This window comes from Pseudobdellovibrionaceae bacterium (assembly GCA_023898385.1).
In the GTDB taxonomy this organism is placed as follows: domain Bacteria; phylum Bdellovibrionota; class Bdellovibrionia; order Bdellovibrionales; family UBA1609.
Genome location: CP060220.1, coordinates 2,112,994 through 2,131,617, shown reverse-complemented (window position 1 = coordinate 2,131,617; position 18,624 = coordinate 2,112,994). Strand labels below are relative to the sequence as shown.

At 45.2% G+C, this 18,624-nt stretch carries 17 protein-coding genes; 12 read left to right on the top strand and 5 right to left on the bottom strand.

Going from position 1 to position 18,624, the window contains the following annotated elements; translation table 11 throughout:
• Window positions 1-56: 56 nt before the first annotated feature.
• Entirely contained in the window at window positions 57-1,214 is a 1,158-nt protein-coding gene (locus H6626_09570) for a hypothetical protein (GenBank protein USN46463.1), read from the bottom strand.
• Between the two features lie 501 nt (window positions 1,215-1,715).
• Window positions 1,716-2,609 (bottom strand): methylmalonyl Co-A mutase-associated GTPase MeaB, encoded by an 894-nt coding sequence (gene meaB, locus H6626_09565; protein ID USN46462.1) that lies wholly within the window; start codon window positions 2,607-2,609, stop codon window positions 1,716-1,718.
• A 106-nt stretch (window positions 2,610-2,715) separates the two neighbouring features.
• On the opposite strand from meaB, the gene H6626_09560 reads away from it, so the two are divergent.
• Window positions 2,716-3,459 carry a creatininase family protein gene (locus H6626_09560; protein ID USN46461.1) on the top strand — a complete coding sequence of 248 codons (744 nt, stop codon included), beginning with the start codon at window positions 2,716-2,718 and terminating at the stop codon, window positions 3,457-3,459.
• Between the two features lie 48 nt (window positions 3,460-3,507).
• Here H6626_09560 and H6626_09555 read toward each other — a convergent pair whose 3' ends face one another.
• Window positions 3,508-4,191 (bottom strand): hypothetical protein, encoded by a 684-nt coding sequence (locus H6626_09555; GenBank protein ID USN46460.1) that lies wholly within the window; start codon window positions 4,189-4,191, stop codon window positions 3,508-3,510.
• 267 nt (window positions 4,192-4,458) lie between these two features.
• Between H6626_09555 and H6626_09550 the strand changes: the two genes are divergently transcribed.
• The 3 genes from H6626_09550 to H6626_09540 all read left to right on the top strand — a co-directional run bounded on the left by H6626_09550 (window position 4,459) and on the right by H6626_09540 (window position 8,497).
• Window positions 4,459-6,192 (top strand): hypothetical protein, encoded by a 1,734-nt coding sequence (locus H6626_09550; protein ID USN46459.1) that lies wholly within the window; start codon window positions 4,459-4,461, stop codon window positions 6,190-6,192.
• A gap of 189 nt (window positions 6,193-6,381) precedes the next feature.
• Window positions 6,382-7,212, top strand: coding sequence for a flagellin FliC (locus tag H6626_09545; protein USN46458.1), 831 nt, complete (start codon window positions 6,382-6,384; stop codon window positions 7,210-7,212).
• A gap of 457 nt (window positions 7,213-7,669) precedes the next feature.
• Window positions 7,670-8,497, top strand: coding sequence for a flagellin FliC (locus H6626_09540; protein USN46457.1), 828 nt, complete (start codon window positions 7,670-7,672; stop codon window positions 8,495-8,497).
• A 253-nt stretch (window positions 8,498-8,750) separates the two neighbouring features.
• Here H6626_09540 and H6626_09535 read toward each other — a convergent pair whose 3' ends face one another.
• Window positions 8,751-9,176, bottom strand: a complete 426-nt coding sequence (locus H6626_09535) for a host attachment protein (GenBank protein USN46456.1) — start codon at window positions 9,174-9,176, stop codon at window positions 8,751-8,753.
• A 567-nt stretch (window positions 9,177-9,743) separates the two neighbouring features.
• On the opposite strand from H6626_09535, the gene H6626_09530 reads away from it, so the two are divergent.
• Window positions 9,744-10,577, top strand: coding sequence for a flagellin FliC (locus H6626_09530; protein ID USN46455.1), 834 nt, complete (start codon window positions 9,744-9,746; stop codon window positions 10,575-10,577).
• 170 nt (window positions 10,578-10,747) lie between these two features.
• A complete protein-coding gene (locus H6626_09525; protein ID USN46454.1) occupies window positions 10,748-11,128 on the top strand; it encodes a hypothetical protein in 381 nt (126 codons plus the stop codon).
• Window positions 11,129-11,193: 65 nt separating this feature from the next.
• Here the strand turns inward: H6626_09525 and H6626_09520 are convergent, their stop codons facing one another.
• Window positions 11,194-12,195, bottom strand: a complete 1,002-nt coding sequence (locus tag H6626_09520) for a hypothetical protein (protein ID USN46453.1) — start codon at window positions 12,193-12,195, stop codon at window positions 11,194-11,196.
• Between the two features lie 297 nt (window positions 12,196-12,492).
• On the opposite strand from H6626_09520, the gene fliD reads away from it, so the two are divergent.
• The 6 genes from fliD (at window position 12,493) to H6626_09490 (ending at window position 18,583) form a co-directional block, all read left to right on the top strand.
• Window positions 12,493-14,085, top strand: a complete 1,593-nt coding sequence (gene fliD, locus H6626_09515) for a flagellar filament capping protein FliD (GenBank protein USN48993.1) — start codon at window positions 12,493-12,495, stop codon at window positions 14,083-14,085.
• A 70-nt stretch (window positions 14,086-14,155) separates the two neighbouring features.
• On the top strand, window positions 14,156-14,542 hold the full coding sequence (fliS, locus tag H6626_09510; protein ID USN46452.1) for a flagellar export chaperone FliS: 387 nt from the start codon (window positions 14,156-14,158) through the stop codon (window positions 14,540-14,542).
• A gap of 21 nt (window positions 14,543-14,563) precedes the next feature.
• Window positions 14,564-14,989 carry a hypothetical protein gene (locus H6626_09505; protein USN46451.1) on the top strand — a complete coding sequence of 142 codons (426 nt, stop codon included), beginning with the start codon at window positions 14,564-14,566 and terminating at the stop codon, window positions 14,987-14,989.
• A gap of 177 nt (window positions 14,990-15,166) precedes the next feature.
• Window positions 15,167-16,297, top strand: coding sequence for a tetratricopeptide repeat protein (locus H6626_09500; protein USN46450.1), 1,131 nt, complete (start codon window positions 15,167-15,169; stop codon window positions 16,295-16,297).
• Window positions 16,290-16,928, top strand: a complete 639-nt coding sequence (locus tag H6626_09495) for a hypothetical protein (protein ID USN46449.1) — start codon at window positions 16,290-16,292, stop codon at window positions 16,926-16,928. The genes H6626_09500 and H6626_09495 overlap by 8 nt, the downstream gene beginning before the upstream one ends.
• Window positions 16,925-18,583: a glycosyltransferase family 9 protein gene (locus tag H6626_09490; GenBank protein USN46448.1), complete on the top strand. Its 1,659-nt coding sequence runs from the start codon at window positions 16,925-16,927 to the stop codon at window positions 18,581-18,583. Before H6626_09495 ends, H6626_09490 begins: the two co-directional genes overlap by 4 nt.
• The last annotated feature ends 41 nt before the right edge of the window (window positions 18,584-18,624 follow it).

Genomic DNA, 18,624 nt, shown 5'->3' with positions numbered 1-18,624 from the left:
CTGCTTTTTAAAAAAAGCGAAGGAATTACACTAATCTCTTAGGTTCTTGGCCAAACCTACTGCAGGTAGGTGTGGAGTTCATTCAGGGTGTCTTCAGCCAGAGCATTGATGTTGTTGTTTTCATGAGTTTTAAGAATTTTTAACTGCGCCACAACACCTGAAAAATATTTGCCATTTGGATGTTTAAAATTTTCCTCAACATTCGCCGTAGACCGCTCGGCCAGATTTTGAGGACTTTCCAGCTTTTGGTCGCCCTTTAGATGTCGTTTGGCTGTTAGAAGAGTTTGGCGAGAGGCCAGCTCAAGTGCAATCAAAGAATCTTGGTTGCCTTTAAACACCTGTTCAAAAACTTTTGTGTGAGAAAGAGATTGGTAGCCTTCGACGAAACTATCAGCATAACTGCGCAATTTCGTTCCGTGGTCGTAGCTATGAATGGTGTGTGCTAAAATCACAAAACTGCGATAGGCCGGAACCATGCCGGCCGCCGTAATGCCCATTTCAACCACGGATTCGCGATCATCAGTGGTCATATCATTAACTAGGTTGAAGTATATGTCATCCGATATCATCCCAGCGAGGTAATACTCGATAAAACGGTTGGTGTTTTCTTGGCTAGGATAAACTAACAACAGCTGTTCCCAGGCGGCATAGTCTTCAGGAATTTCAGAGTTAGGATTGGGGGCTTGGCCGGGAAGGGGGGGAGACCCGGCGTAAGCCCCTTGCAATCCATTTTGGGGGGGATTTGAATCTTCAGTTTCTTTCTTTTTAGAATTTTTATTTTCTTCATTTTCAACAATTTCTTCGTTTGCATCTTCTTTGTTTTTCTTAGCTGTTTTCTTGTCTTTCTTTTTGTTGTCTTTTTTCTTTTTGTCTTTGGAGGCTTTTTTCCCTTTATCGTGGGTGAACGAATGTTCGCCGGCCTCTTTTTTAAGGGGATTGCGTGTCTTGGGTTTGAAAGGTTTTAACCCAGCCACTTTTTGATTGAGATGGTTGGTTTTGAGATGTCGGCGGAAGGCTTTTTTGATGCGACCTTCTTCTGTATCAGGGTTGTCAAATTGGCTGTACGCACTAACATCCAATGTTCGAAGGTCATCTACGGAGAGGGTTTGGGCAGACCGCGGCCCATTCATATCTGTGGCCTGTTTAGCCACATAAGTGACAGCCGCAAAAAGCAGCGCAATCAATGTAGCATAGGTTTTCCAGTGGCGGCCCATAGGTGCCCTCCTTTGCAATACATCTACGCACGAAACATGCCGCCAGTGCCAAGTTGTAAGTAATGAGAATAATTAGAGAAAATCGGGAGCCCCAAAAGTGCAGAAATCCCGCCCTTGTTAGAATTCTGACAGGGGTCAGGCCCCCTTAAAAATAGGAAGTGATTTCAATGAGTTAAAGATTGGGACATGAGACTAAGAAAATGACAATTTTCGCCCCGGTCCTAGTTGCAGTTTAAAGGGCACGAGCTAGAGCAAATAGAAGTCCTGGCTCCTGCATGCTTTAATACTCTTAAGGCGTGGCTAAAATAGGCCCTGTTGCATTAGTCTTCACAGGTAATAATAGAATTCAAATCGAATTTAGGAATAAATTATTCGCAGTTTCCATCAGCTTCAGACATACAATCCATGGTTTTTAGTCGTTGGTTCACTATGTAGGCCATCTGGGCCATCACTAGAAGTCCCACCAACAAAATAAGAAGCTTTTTCCATTTTGATGCCAATTTAGTTCTCTCTGAGTAATAGGTTTTTTAGGTCTTCAGTGGTTTGAATATTCGATGACAATAGTTCTATTTTATTTTCAAGATTTGCACGCAACAAAGCAGTGGCTTCAGCTTGCAATCGTCTTGGTGAATGCCGCCTCTTTTTAAAATCTGCTGTTTTCATAGCATTCAAAAAGTGACTAGCTAAATCGGCAACGCCTTTGTTTTCTGTGGCCACAGTTGTTAATACTGATGGGGTGAGGCCTGTGGCATTGTGATTTGCCCCTAACTCGAGGTTGGCTTTGATTTCATTGACCAAACTCTGAGCGCCTGGCCTGTCGGCTTTGTTAACGACATACAAATCAGCAATTTCTAAGAGACCGGCTTTCATGGCCTGAATAGAATCACCTGATTCGGGTACGAGAACCACAGTGGTGAAGTCGGCGACGTTAATCACTTCTAGTTCCGTTTGCCCCACGCCCACTGTTTCCACAAGCACGACGTCAAATCCATAATGGTCAAATGCCCGCAACATTAAATAAGCCGATGCGCTTAATCCGCCTAAACTTCCCCGGGTTCCCAATGAACGAATAAAGACCTTGTCATCCGAGAAGTGTTCCGAATAACGAATGCGATCCCCCAAAATCGCCCCCTTTGAAAATGGGCTAGAGGGGTCAACGGCGATCACTCCCACTGAAAGATTATGGGCTCTTAGAGATTGAATAAGGCCGCCAACCAACGTGGATTTGCCGGCCCCCGGCGGTCCCGTGATACCAATGCGGCAGGCCATTTTCTGAGGATTCAACAAAACTTCGTATTGCAACGACCGCGGGCCGAAGTTTTCAATGGCAGTAAGAAGGCGTGCAAACTGCAGAAAATTTGAAGCGCTCAAAAGAGGTTTTACAGGATCTGACATGCTTTGATGTTATTTTCAAATAACAAATAAGTCTACCGAAGCTTTGAATGTTTGCGTCCCTACAAAGACAGCGGTAAAACCAGTCAAAATTGCCGCGGAGGCTATCATGAGATTAGAAAATTCCACATGGCCGCAAGTTGAAAAATACCTACAGGAAAAACAGTTGATTATTGTGCCCGTAGGCTCTACCGAACAACATGGACCCACCGGAATCTTTGGCACTGACTACGTCACGGCCCAAAAAATAGCTGAAGCTGTGGGTGATCGACATGCGGTGATGGTGGCGCCACCCCTTTGCTTTGGCATGGCTGAACATCACCTGGCTTTTCCCGGCACGATGTCCCTGCGTCCATCAACCTATGTCAATGTCATTGTGGATTTGATTCGGAGTCTTCGCCAGAATGGTTTTGAAAAGATATTATTTGTAAATGGTCATGGAGGCAACATCGCCCCCATGACCACAGCCTTTTCTGAATCAAAGTCTTTGGAAGATCAAACAGCCTTGATGCTGATCAATTGGTGGCATTTACCAGAGGTGCGTGAGTATGAAGACCAGCATTTTGGTGATCAAAATGGATTTCATGCCACGGTGGGTGAAGTGTCAGTCACAATGTACACCAACGCAGAAGCATTTCACACCATTCCTAAAGAAAATTTCACAGTTAAAAAAATGAATCATCCATGGCCACTAAGTGGTAAAGAGTTTCGTAAACACTTTCCCGATGGTCGAATGGCGTCTAATCCGGGGCTAGCTTCCGAAGGACACGGCAGAAAGATATTTGATATTGCCGTAGATTCCATTTGTCGTAAGGTGACAGAAATCCAACAGGGACACTATCCATTTAAGTAGGTGAGGAGACCTCAGCTAACTATCGAACTGGATCATTTGATGTTTTTCTTAGAGCGGAGGCGGCGGGGGTATGTCATCTTTAGGTTGTGCGACCGGCAACTCGTTTTCGCCTTGGCTTGGCGAAAAACCGTCAGAGAGGCTCGGTTCTCGTTGAAGAGTGTTTTCAATTGCTGGCTCGGCAGGCAAAGCCGTGTTGTTTTCAGCCACGGGGTTGGCTGAGCTTTGGGCTGTGGTCGAATCTGGCGGCGGTATGATGTTGACTGGTGGTGCTGTGGGGGAAGGGTCTGAAGGGACCGGATTCAATCGAGTGACCAATAAACCTGTTTCAGAAGTATGAACAAAGTGATCCTTACAGGTTTCGCTACCTGCAGAAAACTGGGTTCCCGAGGGAGCGGCACTGTGAAGCACAAGATGTCCTGACGAGGGCTCCTTTATCGAAAGAGTGGCTAAGTTCTTTGAATTGGGTATGGCACTGGGCGCTTGTGTGCTGTGAAGATAGCAGATAGTAATTTTAGTGGCCGTTGTCAGCGGTTGGCGCTCAAGCTCGGATTGAATTTGTTGAATATTTGGGGTGGATTCAAAAGTTGAAATCTCCACACCATCAAGAGAGAGCTTTGTCGAAAAATACGGCGTCTGTCGAACTCCAAGTACAACATAATTATTGTCATCGGCAAATGCCACTGTCACTGCTATGGTCGTCAGAAGGATCGCCAAAATTCCCTGGAGCAGCATATTAAAACCCCTTATTTTGTTGGTTTCACACCAAAGTTATCGGTGATTTACACTTCTTACTTTAGTTTTGTAATCAAACGGTGTTATCAATCAGCGCCGGTAAATGACCATGACTTGGCGAAGGTCGGGCCGTGGACAAACGGGAGTAGGGGGCGTGATTGCACGATGTTATCAAAGCGCGAGTGATATTCCTCATGGACATTTGTCCCTATGATAACTCAATATAGAAACAATAATGGCTCACCTCAATATCTTGAAGGGGATCGTATGAAAAAAAGAGGCCGTATTTCTCCCATTCTGCTAGTTTCTCTGGTTGTTCTCCTGGGTGTCGCTGGTTTTTGTTTTTTTCACCCGGCGGGACAAGCCATGGGCCGATTTTTGTTGAGTGAGTTTCGGCTTATATCTCCGCCAGAGGCCATTGATATTTTGCCAAAAAATACAACGCCAGCTCTGATTGTGAGCGGTGAAGCGCCTCCTCAAAATGTTATTGAAAATATATTTGATCAATCATCAAAATTGACACCAAAATTCACAGAGCTAATGGATTGGCAGCAGAAGAAAAATCAACTTTATAGTCAGCTCGTTCCATTGTCTTCGGCAAAAGATTTTTCAAAAGATGATCTATCTAAGTTTGTCGCTTTGATTCAGTCCATGAAAGAAAATTTGTCAGCTGTATCGGGAAGTTTTTTTGTTGGAATTGGATTAAAACAGGGTGCAAAAATTGATGCGCAAAATCTAAAGAAAGATCCCAAACAACTCTTCAGCGCGCTGAGCATATTTGCGTCAGTGAGATTGCCGGCTCCCTTAGACGGCCGGTTTATTTGGCTAGGTGGCCAACAGCTAGTGGATTCACTAGTGTTTTTTGCCGAACAGCGATTTGCCAATGAGCCGGAAGCTCAAAAAAAAATAGATGAACTAAAGAAATTTTTAAATGAATTAACATTAGAACGAACCCTCATTGGCGGCTTGCCAGCAATCAAGGCCACGCACAGTGGGGTTGAGGGTGTGCCCTTTTATATGTCTTTGGTGGGACAACAACAGTTCATTTTGGCACTTGATGAAGAAACCTTCTCAGATATGGTGATGTCTTACGCCAGTGGGGAATCATCAACGCTAGCAGACCGTTTTCGCGAACATGGACTGGGCAAACAGCTTTGGATTAGCTTGGATGTTCAAAGTGTTTTAGCGTCTCTTCCTCAAGGGATGTCGGCTATGGCGGCCATGTTTATAGGCGACCTTAGGGCTTTAGGGTTTGCACTTGAAATCAACAATTCTCTATCAGGTGAACTCCAGGCAGAATTTTCTTCTCCTGGCGGTGCCGCCGGAGCTGAAACTAAATTGCGTGCCGCTCTCGCGAGTCAGGAGAAAAACTCTAACGACGTGACTCGCCCCCTTTTAACAGATTGGAAAATTCAAACAAAGGGAAAGACTGTTGTTGCTCACAATAAAGTGGCGCTGAAAATTTTGTTTGATCAAGTAGAAAGTGCCATCACAGAGGGCACTCAAAAAACCACAAAAGATGTTCAGTTGTTAAATACAGTGGCTATGTATGTGCAAAAAAACAAATTGCAGGCCATGCCATTGCCAGAACCTCAGAGTCAAATCACAATGAGTTTTGATTTTTCATCTCAATCAAAAAAAGAAAAAAAGCCATGGGACGACGTGAGTTTGCCCAATAAAAGTGTTTACCAAGTTGAAAATGGACAGAAATGGCAGCCCATCGCTCTAGTATCTGATGTGAGCTGCAGCAAAGAGGGGTCTCGCCTAGCACTCATAGGAACGCTTCCGGATGGACTGAGAAAAGAAATCATGTTGCTGAAATCACTGGGATCATCAAAAGCAGTGGGCGAAAAGTATTGGCCGCTGTCTACCCAATCCACGGGCACTCTGGCTTTATCCACCGTGACCCCCGGAGCCTATAAAATCGTTGAAATGACCCTCGAGGGCCAAGGGCAGTGCGACTTTTCCCGTCCTCCATTTCTCATAGGGAGACCGCTGTAGGGTTTTGGCTGATTAAATTCATCAATAAATACAGTGAGTTATAAAATAATAATGCAACGCAATAAAAAACCCTAAAGTTTTAACGCGATGCACCGATAGGTGCTGTGACTGCTGAAATGAAATCGCCAATGGGCACTTTTTCTAGCCGTCCTGGAGTGGGATCTGGGACCAAACGGGAGGGGTGTCTCCATGTCTTTGCGACTCAATTCTGATGTGGCCACAGCCGGGTCACGTCGATTCATAGAAAAATCTTCTAGAGAAATGGAGGGAGCCCTAAAGGCCTTGGCCTCGGGCTCTCGAATTAATAATGCCAGGGATGATGCGGCCGGGTTTGCGATTAGCGAGAGGCTGCGAGGTCAGTTGAGTGGCACCGAGCAGGCCAAGTTCAATGCTCAAAGTGCCACGGCGCTCGTGCAAACAGCCGAAGGGGGGTTGAACGAGCAGAACAATATATTGATAAGACTTCGTGAGCTGGCGGTGAACTCGGCCAGCGATACCGTCGGTGACGAGGAGCGGGGCTTTTTAGAAGTGGAGTTCCAACAGTTAGTGAGCGAGTTTGATCGGATTGCCAAATCCACCCGATTTGGAAATAAACAGCTACTAACCGGGTCCAACGAGGAGTTTTCCTTTCATGTGGGCCCTTTTAGAGGTGATGAAAACATAGTGGAATTCACGCTTGATGCAGATACCACCTCGGGGGAGGTGGGAATTCAGGGGCTAAAAATCAGCGATCAAGACGACGCTCTTGATGCCATGGAAGATATAGACAAAGCTGTGCTCAAGGTGGCGGGGGCTAGATCAAAGTTGGGGGCCGTACAAAGTCGATTTCAATATCTAATAGATAACTTGGATGTGCAGCGAGAGAACCTTATGGAGGCCCACTCATTGATCACAGATGCAGACGTGGCTGAAGAGGTGTCGCGCTTAACTCATTCCAAAATCTTGCAAGAGTCAGGGCTTATGGCTCTAGCTCAGGCCAATCAATCGGCAACTTCTGTGTTGCGGCTTGTGGCCATTTAACCAGGGCGGGCGGGCCTCCAAGGGGAAATTGACACCTTTTGGGGGCTTTTTGTTTCATAACGAGACACCACTTTTAAAAATGTAAAAAAAATTTTTTACAATTCTTTGATTTAAATCAAACACTAGACGCAATCTGTCGAAAAAAACCTAGACCTAAGCCCTAAAGTTTTCTGGACCTTCGTCGATGAGCTGTCTGAACACATTGGAGCACCTTGAAAGAATTCATTTCAGCAGTCACTGAATGAAGCCAATCAAGTTCTTCATCGACAAAGGGACAGTCACCCCTTTGCGGTGGGGAGTCTCCAAACAAACAAAAGAATACTAACTTCGACAAGGATTGTCCTTTTCGACATGGCATTGCTGCCAAGATGATTCAAGAGTTTCAACAGAATCATTTTGCGGTGGGCGGTGTTGGATTGAAATGCCGAGGAACGGCCGGAGTCTGTTGGAGGCTACCATGGGCTTAAGAATCAATACAAACCTACCGACGATCAACGCACATCGACGGTTGTCACAAAACCAAAAGCGCTTAGAGCATGCTCAAGCCGCTATGGCATCTGGTAAGAGAATCATTCAAGCAGCGGATGATGCAGCCGGATTGTCAATTTCAGAAAACATTCGCGGTCAGGTTCGCGGTATTCGAATGGCCGCACAAAACGCGATGAACGCTCAATCTGTAATTCAAATCAGTGAAGGTGGATTGAACGAAATTAGTAACATCCTTATTCGTTTACGTGAATTGGGTGTACAAGGTGCCAGCGACACTGTGAGTGACGTTGAGCGAGAGTTTCTAGACACAGAAGGAAAGCAACTGATCAAAGAATTAGACCGTATTGCGCAATCCACACGCTTTGGTAACAAAGTCCTACTTGATGGAAGTGGTGGAGAAGTTGAATTCCACGTAGGTGCCTACGGCGGAGATGAAAACGTGATCACGGCTAACCTTGATGCTGATGCGCGAGCCAGCACATTAGGTGTAGATGGTTTAACCATAGCTTCAAAAGACGACAGTCGGGATGCTTTAGAGCAAGTTGATGATGCCATCATTAAGCTTGGTAAAATGCGTGCCGACATGGGTGCTGTACAAAGTCGTTTGAATGTGACCAACGCAAACTTGGGCATTCAAAATGAAAACTTGTCGGCTGCCCAATCGCGAATTGCTGATGCAGATATCGCCTATGAAAGTGCCGAGCTGGCTTCTGCTACGATTTTGCAAAACGCAGCCATCTCTGTACTATCAAGCGCAAACTCCAATGGAGTTTCTGCACTGAAGTTAATTGGTTAATCGAAAACGACAATCTATAGCGACACCCACTGTGTCGCTATAGATTTCACCTTGAGAAATTTTTTATAGATCAAATAATTGGCGGTTGTTTAGCCCATTGGCGATGAGAATTGCCGACAATCGCTTCTTAAGCCCGCCCTGGAGGTCTTCCCACATTCCTCCAGGGTTTTTTTTATGAAAAACCGATAAGCTCAATTTTTTTAAAGTCATCGGCTGCGATCTTGCCTCTAGAGCCTCGCTATTTAAATGTTTACTAAAGCCCGAGTATTTTTGCCCACTCAATTTGTGGCGTATTCACCAAATCTTTGTTGGTATATTGCAGTTGATCCTCAAGGGCTGGTGTTTCTAGATTCTTTTTAAGCTCACCCATAAAACCAGGTTCTGCCACAATTAGATAGTTAAGTTTCGAATTGCCTTTGAGGTTAGATTCCAAGGTTTTCGCAAGATCAATGGCAAACTGTTCTGCTGCCTCATCGTGTTTGCTTTTTTCTTTGCTCAGGCTGTGCGGAGAGGCAGTCATTGATTTGGCGCGACTCAACCCTGGCTGATCGTCGGTCATTGATTTATTCTTGAGGCGTCCTAACGGATTGGGATGGTCGGAGACCAATTCAAACTTGTTATTTCCAAGATAATCAAAAACCTGGGCGCCCGCCCGGTGGGCGATTACGATTTGTTTCATAGACTACCACCTATCTTAAATAGTGACTTTGTTCGCCTTCGGTTTACAGGTCAAAGGTCGAGGACGCAAGGTCGTCCTTATGACATCAAATATTCATTGTAAAAATTCAATTATCACTGCCAATCATTTTGATGTGAGGGTGTGGGCCCATCTATTATTGTCGTCCAGCAGTTGGTCTGATGTCCCATCGTCTGTCATTCCATAGTCTAATGCCCCATGGTCTAACCCATGACCTAAGCCACAAAAATACTCGTTTTTGGTCTTAAAAAGCAAAACCAAGGTCCAGAAACCCTGCGACCATGGTCCAGTTTTGCTCGACTGGGCTAAAGCTTTACACGACCTCGCCGAATGGTTTGGTGCAAGTCAGGCAGTTCTTAGGTCTTAAGAGTTTAGACCAGTGGTTAGAGTGACTGCTAACCACAGCGGTTGATTGAAGCTTAGAAGACATCAAAGTTCTGCTCCAATGTGTTCAACCCAAGTGCCAAGAATGGCGCGCTCAGTGGGTACCCAGGTAGGACAGGGTACCTGCTGAGAAGTGAACGGACGCGCACAAAAAAGGAGGCAGTTATGCCATTACGAGTTACCACAAACGTTGCGTCATTGAACGCCCAAAACACTTTGGCCCGTAGTCAACGAGCCGTAGATAAAAGTTTCGCCCAGTTGTCATCGGGCAGTCGAATTACAAAAGCAGCCGACGATGCTGCTGGTCTTTCGATCAGTGAAAACCTCAAATCCACAATTCGTGGGTTCACCCAAGCGCAGAGAAATGCTGGCGATGGTATTTCCTTGGTGCAAGTTGCTGAAGGAGGTCTCAATGAGATCAGTAACATCCTAACGCGTTTACGTGAGTTGGGTGTGCAAGCAGCTACTGATACGGTAGGTGATGTAGAGAGGACTTTTATCGATAAAGAAGTGCAACAGCTAAAACAAGAAGTTCAGCGTATTGCTGAATCCACTCGCTATGGCTCTACACGACTATTAGATGGATCCGGAGAAGTATTTGAGTTCCAAGTTGGAATAGATGCTGATGAATTCAAAGACCGAATTTCTTTCGACTCTGGAACCCAAGTCGCAACGGCAGATGAACTTAATATATCAGATTTTGATTTTACATCAAAAGAAGGTGCAAGGGACGCACTCACTACACTTGAGAACTCACAACGGACTGTGAACGGCTATCGAGCCAACTTAGGTGCCATTCAAAACCGACTCGTTTCTACGGCTGAAAACTTAGGTGTGGCTATTGAGAATTTCTCGGCAGCTAACTCTCGAGTTCGCGATACTGATATCGCCCAGTCTTCTGCAGAGCTAACAAGAAACAACATCTTGTTGAATGCTTCTGTAGGCGTGTTGGCCCAGGCAAACCAGTTCCCACAAGCGGCATTGAGACTTATTGGGTAAATGGTAATTGCTGAAACCAGCACATACTTTTAATCGTCTTATGGAGAGGGAGCCTCCTCCCTCTCTTGTACCCGGCCTACCCAAGGGGAGTATCTCCCCTTGGGGTACTTTAGGCGGGATTTCGAATTCTTGTTAAAGCAGTACGTCAGTAGTTCCGAATAAGAGGCGTTATGAATATAAAGTCACTAACGCCAACAGTGGCCGCGGTGGATTCTGCCACTCAAACGGCTACGACAAAAGAAGTGAAGACCCAGGAGAGTTTTCGCGATCGCGACGGCAATGGTCGCAAAGAACGTGAAAATCAACCGGAGGGTCGTCGACTGAGCGAAGAAGAGTTCGTTGAGATGATTGAGTATCTCAAAAATCTGCCTGGCGTTAAGTCGAGTTCGCTTTCACTAAGGGTCGTAGACACAAACAATATGAAAGTGGTGATTGTAGAAGATGCTGCTGGTCATATTGTGAGAAGGATATCAGAAATAGAACTCAGCATATTAATGCAGCAACGAACTGTAGAAAATGCGCCGGGTTCACTTTTAAACAAAGCCATCTAGTTGCTTTCGTTTATTCAAATGCTCGACATGCCATGAAACTAGAAGAAGCCTTTTGGCGTAATAATTTATCTAAATGCGTTAAAAAGTAACAGCCCAAGAGTCACTAAATAAACGAAAACCAACACAAACGCGCTTCTTCGATCTGTTCGGATAATTTTTTTCACATTATGAGCGTTGGTCATGTAGGCCCATGAGTCATGCACCACAATGCCAAGAGTGGAGACGACGAAAACATAACTCAATAAATAAATCTTATCCATCAGTATGAGATATTCAATTTCAGGAAGGTCATTGCTTGTTGTTATTTGAAGCGCCACGATAGTGAGGAGCGATGTAATGCCAATACCCACGCGCGAATCCACATAAGAGGGATCAAAGAAGAAGATCAGTCCAGCGCAGAAAACAACGCATAAGATAGGCAACACAAGCTTGAGAAGGTAAGTCAAAATGGGCCGGCGGATGGGGATCTCAATTTTTGCTCGGGTGTATTCGCTTTGTTTGATCTGAGCCCTAGGGTCTCCTCCAAAAGCTGTGGGATGAGATTGGGTTCGAACCGACAGTTTAGGTGCGCCAAGTTCAAATCCTGGAAATGTCACAGTGGGATTCATCTTGATTTCATCCTCTGCGTCTGCAACATAGAGAATATCGCTAGCCTCTGAGTCTTTGTCTTCAATTTCAATGGTAAGTGCCTGTCGATCAAACGGATAGTTTCGAAGATTAAATTTATTCGAAAATCGACCTTGCAGGCGAACGGCATTGTAAAATTCACCACTTGAGAGAGTAATAGGATTTTCGTAAGCCTTGGAAATAAGGTGTCCCCAGGCCGCTTCAGAGGGATTCATCAGTTCAAAAGTATTTGCGGGGTTAATCTTGGGGTCACGCCAGCGAAACCATAAATAGAAATCCACGACGTAATTGTGAGCTTTCAAGTCCATATTTTGAATGTCGTGAATATAAGCGCCAATAACCACTTTGGAGGGTTCAGCATGGGCGGCTTCCGCAGTGAATCCACCAAGGGCTCCGAGAGTCACTCCCAAGCATGCCAGAATCAAAGATTTGGTCAACAAGAAGAGCCGTCTGTTGACACGAAAAAATACTAATTCAGTAAAAGAGCCCAGGCAGAATCTAAAAATTTCGGTGTTGGATTGATGGTCTCTCAATGGCCTTCCAATGGGGTGGGTGGTATTGTGAATAATTAGCTACGTAAATCCAGTTGCGACTACATAAATCCAAAACTTAAATCAACAAAAATCAGTTGGCCGTTTCGCCCTTAAAATAAGGTTTTTAAATAGGGCGCCTTTCAGGCCAAAGACGCCAAACCAAAGGCTGCAGGGTGCAATATGAAGCAAGCCCGTGCCAAAACAATGGTTTTCACTGTTTTGGGGCGAATCAGCAGTCAAAAGAAGCTCCCATTCGCCTTTGCAGGCCCATCAGTTGTGATTTTGACCCTACCTTTTGCGGGGTCCAAAAGTCGAAGCCATATTATTGACTCACCGTTTACCCAAAAAACTGCGAAGATAAGAGAAGACACAGTTGGCTTGGTTATCAGTCAATTCACCCTTGTCAGGAGGACTTTGGTGGCTGGAATTTCTTTTGGTGGTTTAAGTTCAGGCTTACCGCCAAACATTGTGGAACAACTCATCGATGCTGAACGCCAGCCTATTCGAAATATCGAAGTCCGCAAAACAAAAATAGAAACCAAGTTGACCCTAGTGAACGGCCTAGAAGAAAAACTGCGTGGAATTCAATCCACAATTGGAGATCTGGCATCCCGCAGGGGATTTAATGATATTAAGCTTCAGTCAGGGGATCCAAATATTGTGGGAGGCACAGTGGATCCTGGGGCTTCCGTAAACGGCAGCTGGAACATTGAAGTTCTAGAGCTCGCCCAAAAGTCTGCGGCCATTACAAATGGGTTTCCAGATAAAGACACCACCGAAATTGGCGTAGGTTATTTCAAGTTTGATACGAAAGATGGATCAAAAGAAGTCTATATCAACGGAAATAACAACACGCTTGAGGGGGCCGCGGAGGCCATCAACACGGCCAATGTTGGTTTGCGAGCCACAGTGATCAATGATCGCAGAGACCCAGACGCTCCGTTTCGTTTAATGATTTCCGGAGACGCTGTGGGCGACGAAAATAAGGTGAGTTATCCGGCCCTTTATTTTTTAGATGGAGATCAAGACCTTTACTTTGACGAGTCTCGGGAGGCTAAAAACGGTCGAATTAAAGTAGACGGGTTTGAGCTTGAAGTCACAGATAACAAAGTCAAAGATGTGGTTCCTGGAGTGACCCTCGATTTAAGGCAAGCAGCCCCTGGCCGAATGGTTAACATTTCGGTGAGCGAAGATCGAGAAAAGGTAAACTCAAAGGTCAAAGATTTCGTAAAGGGTCTGAATGAAGTCCTTCAGTTCATTCAGTCGCAAAACCGAATGGATGGCAACACCGACACAACAAAAACTCTGGGTGGTGACAGTCTGCTTAGATCGGTAGAAAGTCGAATTCGAAGTCTTGTGCAAAACCCCCAAGTGGGAATTTCTGGCAGCATACGACGCTTGGGTGATCTCGGAGTGAGTTTCAACAGATCAGGAACCCTCGATCTCAATGAAGAGCGGTTTAACAACACTCTTTCGCAAAGACCAGATGATGTGGTTAATTTTTTCGCCGGTGATGGATTCAATGTGGGATTCATCCCATCTCTCAGGCGCGAGTTAGATACATTGCTGAATGGGGCTTTTGGTCCGATACCGAGTCGCCAGCGTTCTATGCGGGATCGAATATCCAGGATGGACGATCAAATCGCGAGAAAAGAAGACCAGTTGGCGAAAAAAGAGCAAACACTACGTAACAAATTTGCACGTCTTGAAGAGACAATGTCCAGGCTGAAAAGCCAGGGGGGAGCGATGGCGGCACTGGGAGGTGCTGCAGCACCCAACGTAGGTATAGGAAGATAAAAAAGTCTCAAGTTGATACAAAATAATCCGATAAAACACGGGTGGATGATTTAGGAGCAAAAAAGTAGAAATGAAAACCGGATATCAAAAGTATAAAAAAACCTCAGTACATAGTGCCAGCCGCGAAAAACTGCTGCTGATGATGTACGAAGGGGCTATCAAGTTTGTTAAACGTGCCATCGTGGCGATTGAAACAAACGATATTGCCGCCCGTGGTGAAAATGTGGGCCGGGCTTTTGATATTATTATGGAGCTCAACAATACCCTAAACCATGAGGTGGGTGCCGACGTATCCCATCAACTTGAGCAACTCTACTTTTATATGACTGACCAGCTCACTAAGGCCAATGTTTCAGGCAATATCGAGCATTTGAATAACACACTTAGGATTTTAGAGACTTTGTATGATGGGTGGCTACAAGCCATAGAACAACTTAAGAAGCAGGGAAAGCTTTAGAAATTGCGCCAGGGAGGGGACATGGAGCAAATCATAGACTTATTAGAAGAGAAGAATAGATTTCTAGAAAAGTTCTATAGGCTAAATGAGTCAGAAATTTTAAAGTTTGCTGATGGCAACTTTGATGGACTTGAGTTGTTTTACGGAGAACGAGAATCTATTCTCGAGATCATAGGAAAGCTTGATGGCAGAATTGAAGAGTCAAGTTCGGCTCCCGTAGATCCCAAATTCGTTAGCAACGTGGCTAAAAAGCAGATATTGAGTAACATAGACTACAAAAACGAAGTGGTTTCTCGAATTCTTGAACAGGATCTTCAGATTCTTTCTTTCATTGAACAGGCAAAGTCGAACATCATTCGTGAACTCAGTCAGGTTCGTGCAGCAAAAAAAGCCATTGGTTCATATAAGTCAGGTGAAGTGAACAGACATCTTGATGAAGAAGTCTAATCACCGCCCCTGCGCCTGCCCCCAATAAATCTAGCCCTATATCCGGACAATTAAATGACGCCCGCTCAGGGCGTCCAGTCAAACCCCTGTCGATTTTATCGATGACATCGCTCACATTGTTTTTCTCGTTGGCATCATGGTTGCTCTAGTAAGAGGTGATCAACAAGGAAGGGGACTATGTCTAGACCTGAGTCAGAACCCACAAATTTTTTTAGCATAGATCGTTCGAACGAAAACCTAGAAGAAAGCCACAGGCGGCAAGACCAATTCAGAGTGGATCATTCTTCGGTAGGCCCATTGCCACAAGAATGGCGCCAGCAAGCAGTTGAGGCGTTTGATCACGACTTAACAGAGAGTTATCACGCTCCTGTTCGAACCCCTGCGCCTGCAAATCCAGAGCCCAAACGGTATGCAGAGCTGTTGGCCAACGCCGGTTTGCTATTGCGCAATCAAGAATATCATCTAGCGCAAAACCTGCTTCGACGGGTATTGCATGGGGATCCAAACAACGCCGTAGCTCTTCGCGGGATGGCTGAGTCCAGTATTGGCGTAGGTGACATGGATCTTTCTCTTAAGTGTTATGAGGCCCTGATTCAGAGGCATCCCTCATCAGAGAATATTGTGGCATTGGCTGACCTTCTCTACGAACTTGAAGAATATGACGAGGCGTTGCGGTTCTATCAATTGGGACTCGATAATTTGAAACAAGATACACCTGTATTATTTGATGTATTTAAGAACGTCGGGAATATTCTTGTAAGGAAGGGGGATTTCGAGGGGGCCGAAGAAAACTACAACAAGGCCTACACGATAAATCCTGATTCCGACGCGCTTTTGGTCAATTACGGCACTCTTGAAATTCAAAGAAATAATTTAGACAAAGCCTTGGCCCGCTTTCGCGCTGCTGTGGAAGTGAATTCGCAAAATTCAAGAGCATGGGTGGGCCTAGCGCTAATCCACCGTGAATATGGTGACATAGAGCTATCTTGGGGAAATCTTGAAAAGGCATTGGATTTGGACCCCAACAACTCTACAGCACTTAGAATGCTCATAGAAGCGGCCTTCAAAAGTGGGCGCATAGATTCTGCGATTGAAAGAATACAAAGTTATTTGATTGAAAACGATCAAGACACGGAGATGGCTTTTTGGTTGGCAAAACTTCTAACTTTTGGTGAGAGGTACAGTGCCGCTTTGTTAGAAATGACAAGGGTTCTTGAGATTGATCCGCATATTGAAGGTGGACAGGCTTTTTTTGAGGCTATCGAAGGTGCCCTTCGCCAGCAACAGCAGGTGAAAGCGGGTGAATAGGTCTTTGTCTCGAAGCGGATTGCCGATCTTATCCCTTGACGGTAAGCATTTATGTTCAACAGTTGATCCTCGCAAGGAAAGTCAGAAATGGGTCGAAGCCCAAAGTCGCGAGTTGCAAAGAGCTAAAGCCGTCATCGTTTTGGGTGCGGGTTGTGGCTATCATTTGTCTGAGCTTAGAAAGAGCTACCCAGGAAAAGAAATAGTCGCAATTGACCAACAAATGAAATTTATAGATTTTTGTCTAGCCGAACATTCCATCGAGTTAACGGGGATAGAATTTATCTGTGCCACTTCGCTAGGTGAGCTACGAAAAAGTCGAAAGTTAAAACCAATATTCAAATCCACCTACGCTGTATTGGTGCATCAGGCCAGTGTTCAGTTTGCCCCAGAACTTTATGAAACCTTCCTGGACTTTTTGCTGGTTCGTTCAGTCGAGGGCGTTCAATTTGCACATGAAGTTCGCTCAGATATTAAACAAATGGTAGGCTGCAAAGAAGGCGATCTGGTTCCAGCAATCGAGGGGAAATACGTTTCAATTAAAGATTTGGTAACTTTAGTTGAGCAACGGCCAGAGGTCGAGTTGAATCACCCCCAGATGATTGTCAAAGCACTACGGGAGTTGTTGGTGTGAAAATTTTGGCTATATCCCTTTTAAGGGCAGGCGATTTAGTTATGACGACACCGGCTTTGCAGGGCTTAAAAAAGCGATACCCCGGAGCTGAAATTCATCTTCTTACCCACAAGCAAAATCAGGGGATCCTGCCAATTCTGCCAATGGTTGATGTCGCCCACTACATCGATAGAAAGCAGATTCAGGATGATCTGATAAGCGCCAGCGCCCCGTTATTGCGTCCATACGATGACGTCAAGAACATCGTAGATAATCTCAACGGCGAGAAGTATGAGTTAATTATTAACTACACACAAACGCGATTTAGCGCGTGGCTTCTTGGTCTTGTTAGTGGCGATGTAAAAATAGGCATGTCTTTTGATCAGCGAGGCCAGGTTAATTTTGGCTCTCCTTGGTTTCGGTATATAAACGATTTTGTGGCCGCGGGAGAGGGCCGACCCCTTAACTATAGCGATATATTTTATTTTGGGTCAGCTCTTGATGAATCGCCAGAGCCAGTGACGTTGTCAGAAACAGAAAAAGGCCGAGCTGAGATTAACGAATTAGAGTTTCTCGATAGGCCATTTATCTTGGTGCAGCCCTTTACGAGTGATGACAAAAAAAATTGGGGCGTAGAATTTTTTGTCGATACTCTTGCGCTCATCCACCGGCTCGATCCAAAAATTGAATTTGTAGCCAGTGGCGCCCCATTTGAAAAAGATTCGCTGCTTGATTTTCAAAGTCGATGTGCGAACCAGGGTGTAACTCTGCATACGGCTCTTTGCAGTTTTGAAGGCGCTTTTAGCCTAATAAAGCGAGCCAAGGGGATCATTGTCGGTGATACTTGTTTGAAACATATGGCCGCAGGCAGTGATGCAAAGGTCATCGAGCTGAGTTTAGGCAGCAGTCATCTTTACAAAACAGGTGCCTACAAAAAAAATGCAGTGATACTTCAGCCCAAGGTGTCCTGCCTTCCTTGTCCGCACAGAAATCCCTGCCAGTTTACAGAGCACATGTGTGCCAAAAACCTCGTGCCTGAGATAGTGGCCCCCGTGGTGACACAACTTTTGATGAACAATTGGGAGGGCATACGGGCTATTGCTAGCGAGTTTGCTGATGAAATTGACGTGTTTAGAACTTTCAAACTGGGCGGCATATGGAGCGCAGTAAATCTTGCAGATAGTCAAAGCGCTGTGGAACAGGCCCTTGAAAGTGTGAGCTGGAAATTTCTACTGTCGCGAACCAACAAAATCAATTTGTTTCCATTTGGAAGTGTGGGTTCGGAGTTGGGGCTGTTTTTTCAAGAAGCCGCCGTAGCCTTAACGGCGGATGAGTTTCAGGAGAAGGCGCGGAGTCTAGAGTCTAGGTTGATGGCGCAAGATGAGGATTTGCTGAAGCTACAAATGAACTTTAGTCAAAAATTACGAACCGAAAATGGTGACCTCCTGCCGTTTATCAAAGAGTACGGGGATATGGCGCTGGCGATGCCATGGTTGCAGGATTCCAGCTTCGGTTTTTTAGTGAAAGAAAGTTTGCAATTGGCTGAGACCAAAAATCACACTGATTTTTCAATGATACGCCGATTGCAGACGATCATTGAGCAGGCCTATGAGCAAAATAAAATAAAATTAAAACTGTTGCGTTCGGTTCGCATGGACGATGTGGAGGCAAGATGAACCAAGCGAATTTAGAGTCCTATTTGCAGGGCACTTTACAA

Bases quoted from the DNA above. Each gene is read 5' to 3' on its own strand.
- H6626_09570 (USN46463.1), bottom strand. From the start codon at position 1,214: ATGGGCCGCCACTGGAAAACCTATGCTACATTGATTGCGCTGCTTTTT.
- meaB (USN46462.1), bottom strand. From the start codon at position 2,609: ATGTCAGATCCTGTAAAACCTCTTTTGAGCGCTTCAAATTTTCTGCAG.
- H6626_09560 (USN46461.1), top strand. From the start codon at position 2,716: ATGAGATTAGAAAATTCCACATGGCCGCAAGTTGAAAAATACCTACAG.
- H6626_09555 (USN46460.1), bottom strand. From the start codon at position 4,191: ATGCTGCTCCAGGGAATTTTGGCGATCCTTCTGACGACCATAGCAGTG.
- H6626_09550 (USN46459.1), top strand. From the start codon at position 4,459: ATGAAAAAAAGAGGCCGTATTTCTCCCATTCTGCTAGTTTCTCTGGTT.
- H6626_09545 (USN46458.1), top strand. From the start codon at position 6,382: ATGTCTTTGCGACTCAATTCTGATGTGGCCACAGCCGGGTCACGTCGA.
- H6626_09540 (USN46457.1), top strand. From the start codon at position 7,670: ATGGGCTTAAGAATCAATACAAACCTACCGACGATCAACGCACATCGA.
- H6626_09535 (USN46456.1), bottom strand. From the start codon at position 9,176: ATGAAACAAATCGTAATCGCCCACCGGGCGGGCGCCCAGGTTTTTGAT.
- H6626_09530 (USN46455.1), top strand. From the start codon at position 9,744: ATGCCATTACGAGTTACCACAAACGTTGCGTCATTGAACGCCCAAAAC.
- H6626_09525 (USN46454.1), top strand. From the start codon at position 10,748: ATGAATATAAAGTCACTAACGCCAACAGTGGCCGCGGTGGATTCTGCC.
- fliD (USN48993.1), top strand. From the start codon at position 12,493: ATGGTTTTCACTGTTTTGGGGCGAATCAGCAGTCAAAAGAAGCTCCCA.
- fliS (USN46452.1), top strand. From the start codon at position 14,156: ATGAAAACCGGATATCAAAAGTATAAAAAAACCTCAGTACATAGTGCC.
- H6626_09505 (USN46451.1), top strand. From the start codon at position 14,564: ATGGAGCAAATCATAGACTTATTAGAAGAGAAGAATAGATTTCTAGAA.
- H6626_09500 (USN46450.1), top strand. From the start codon at position 15,167: ATGTCTAGACCTGAGTCAGAACCCACAAATTTTTTTAGCATAGATCGT.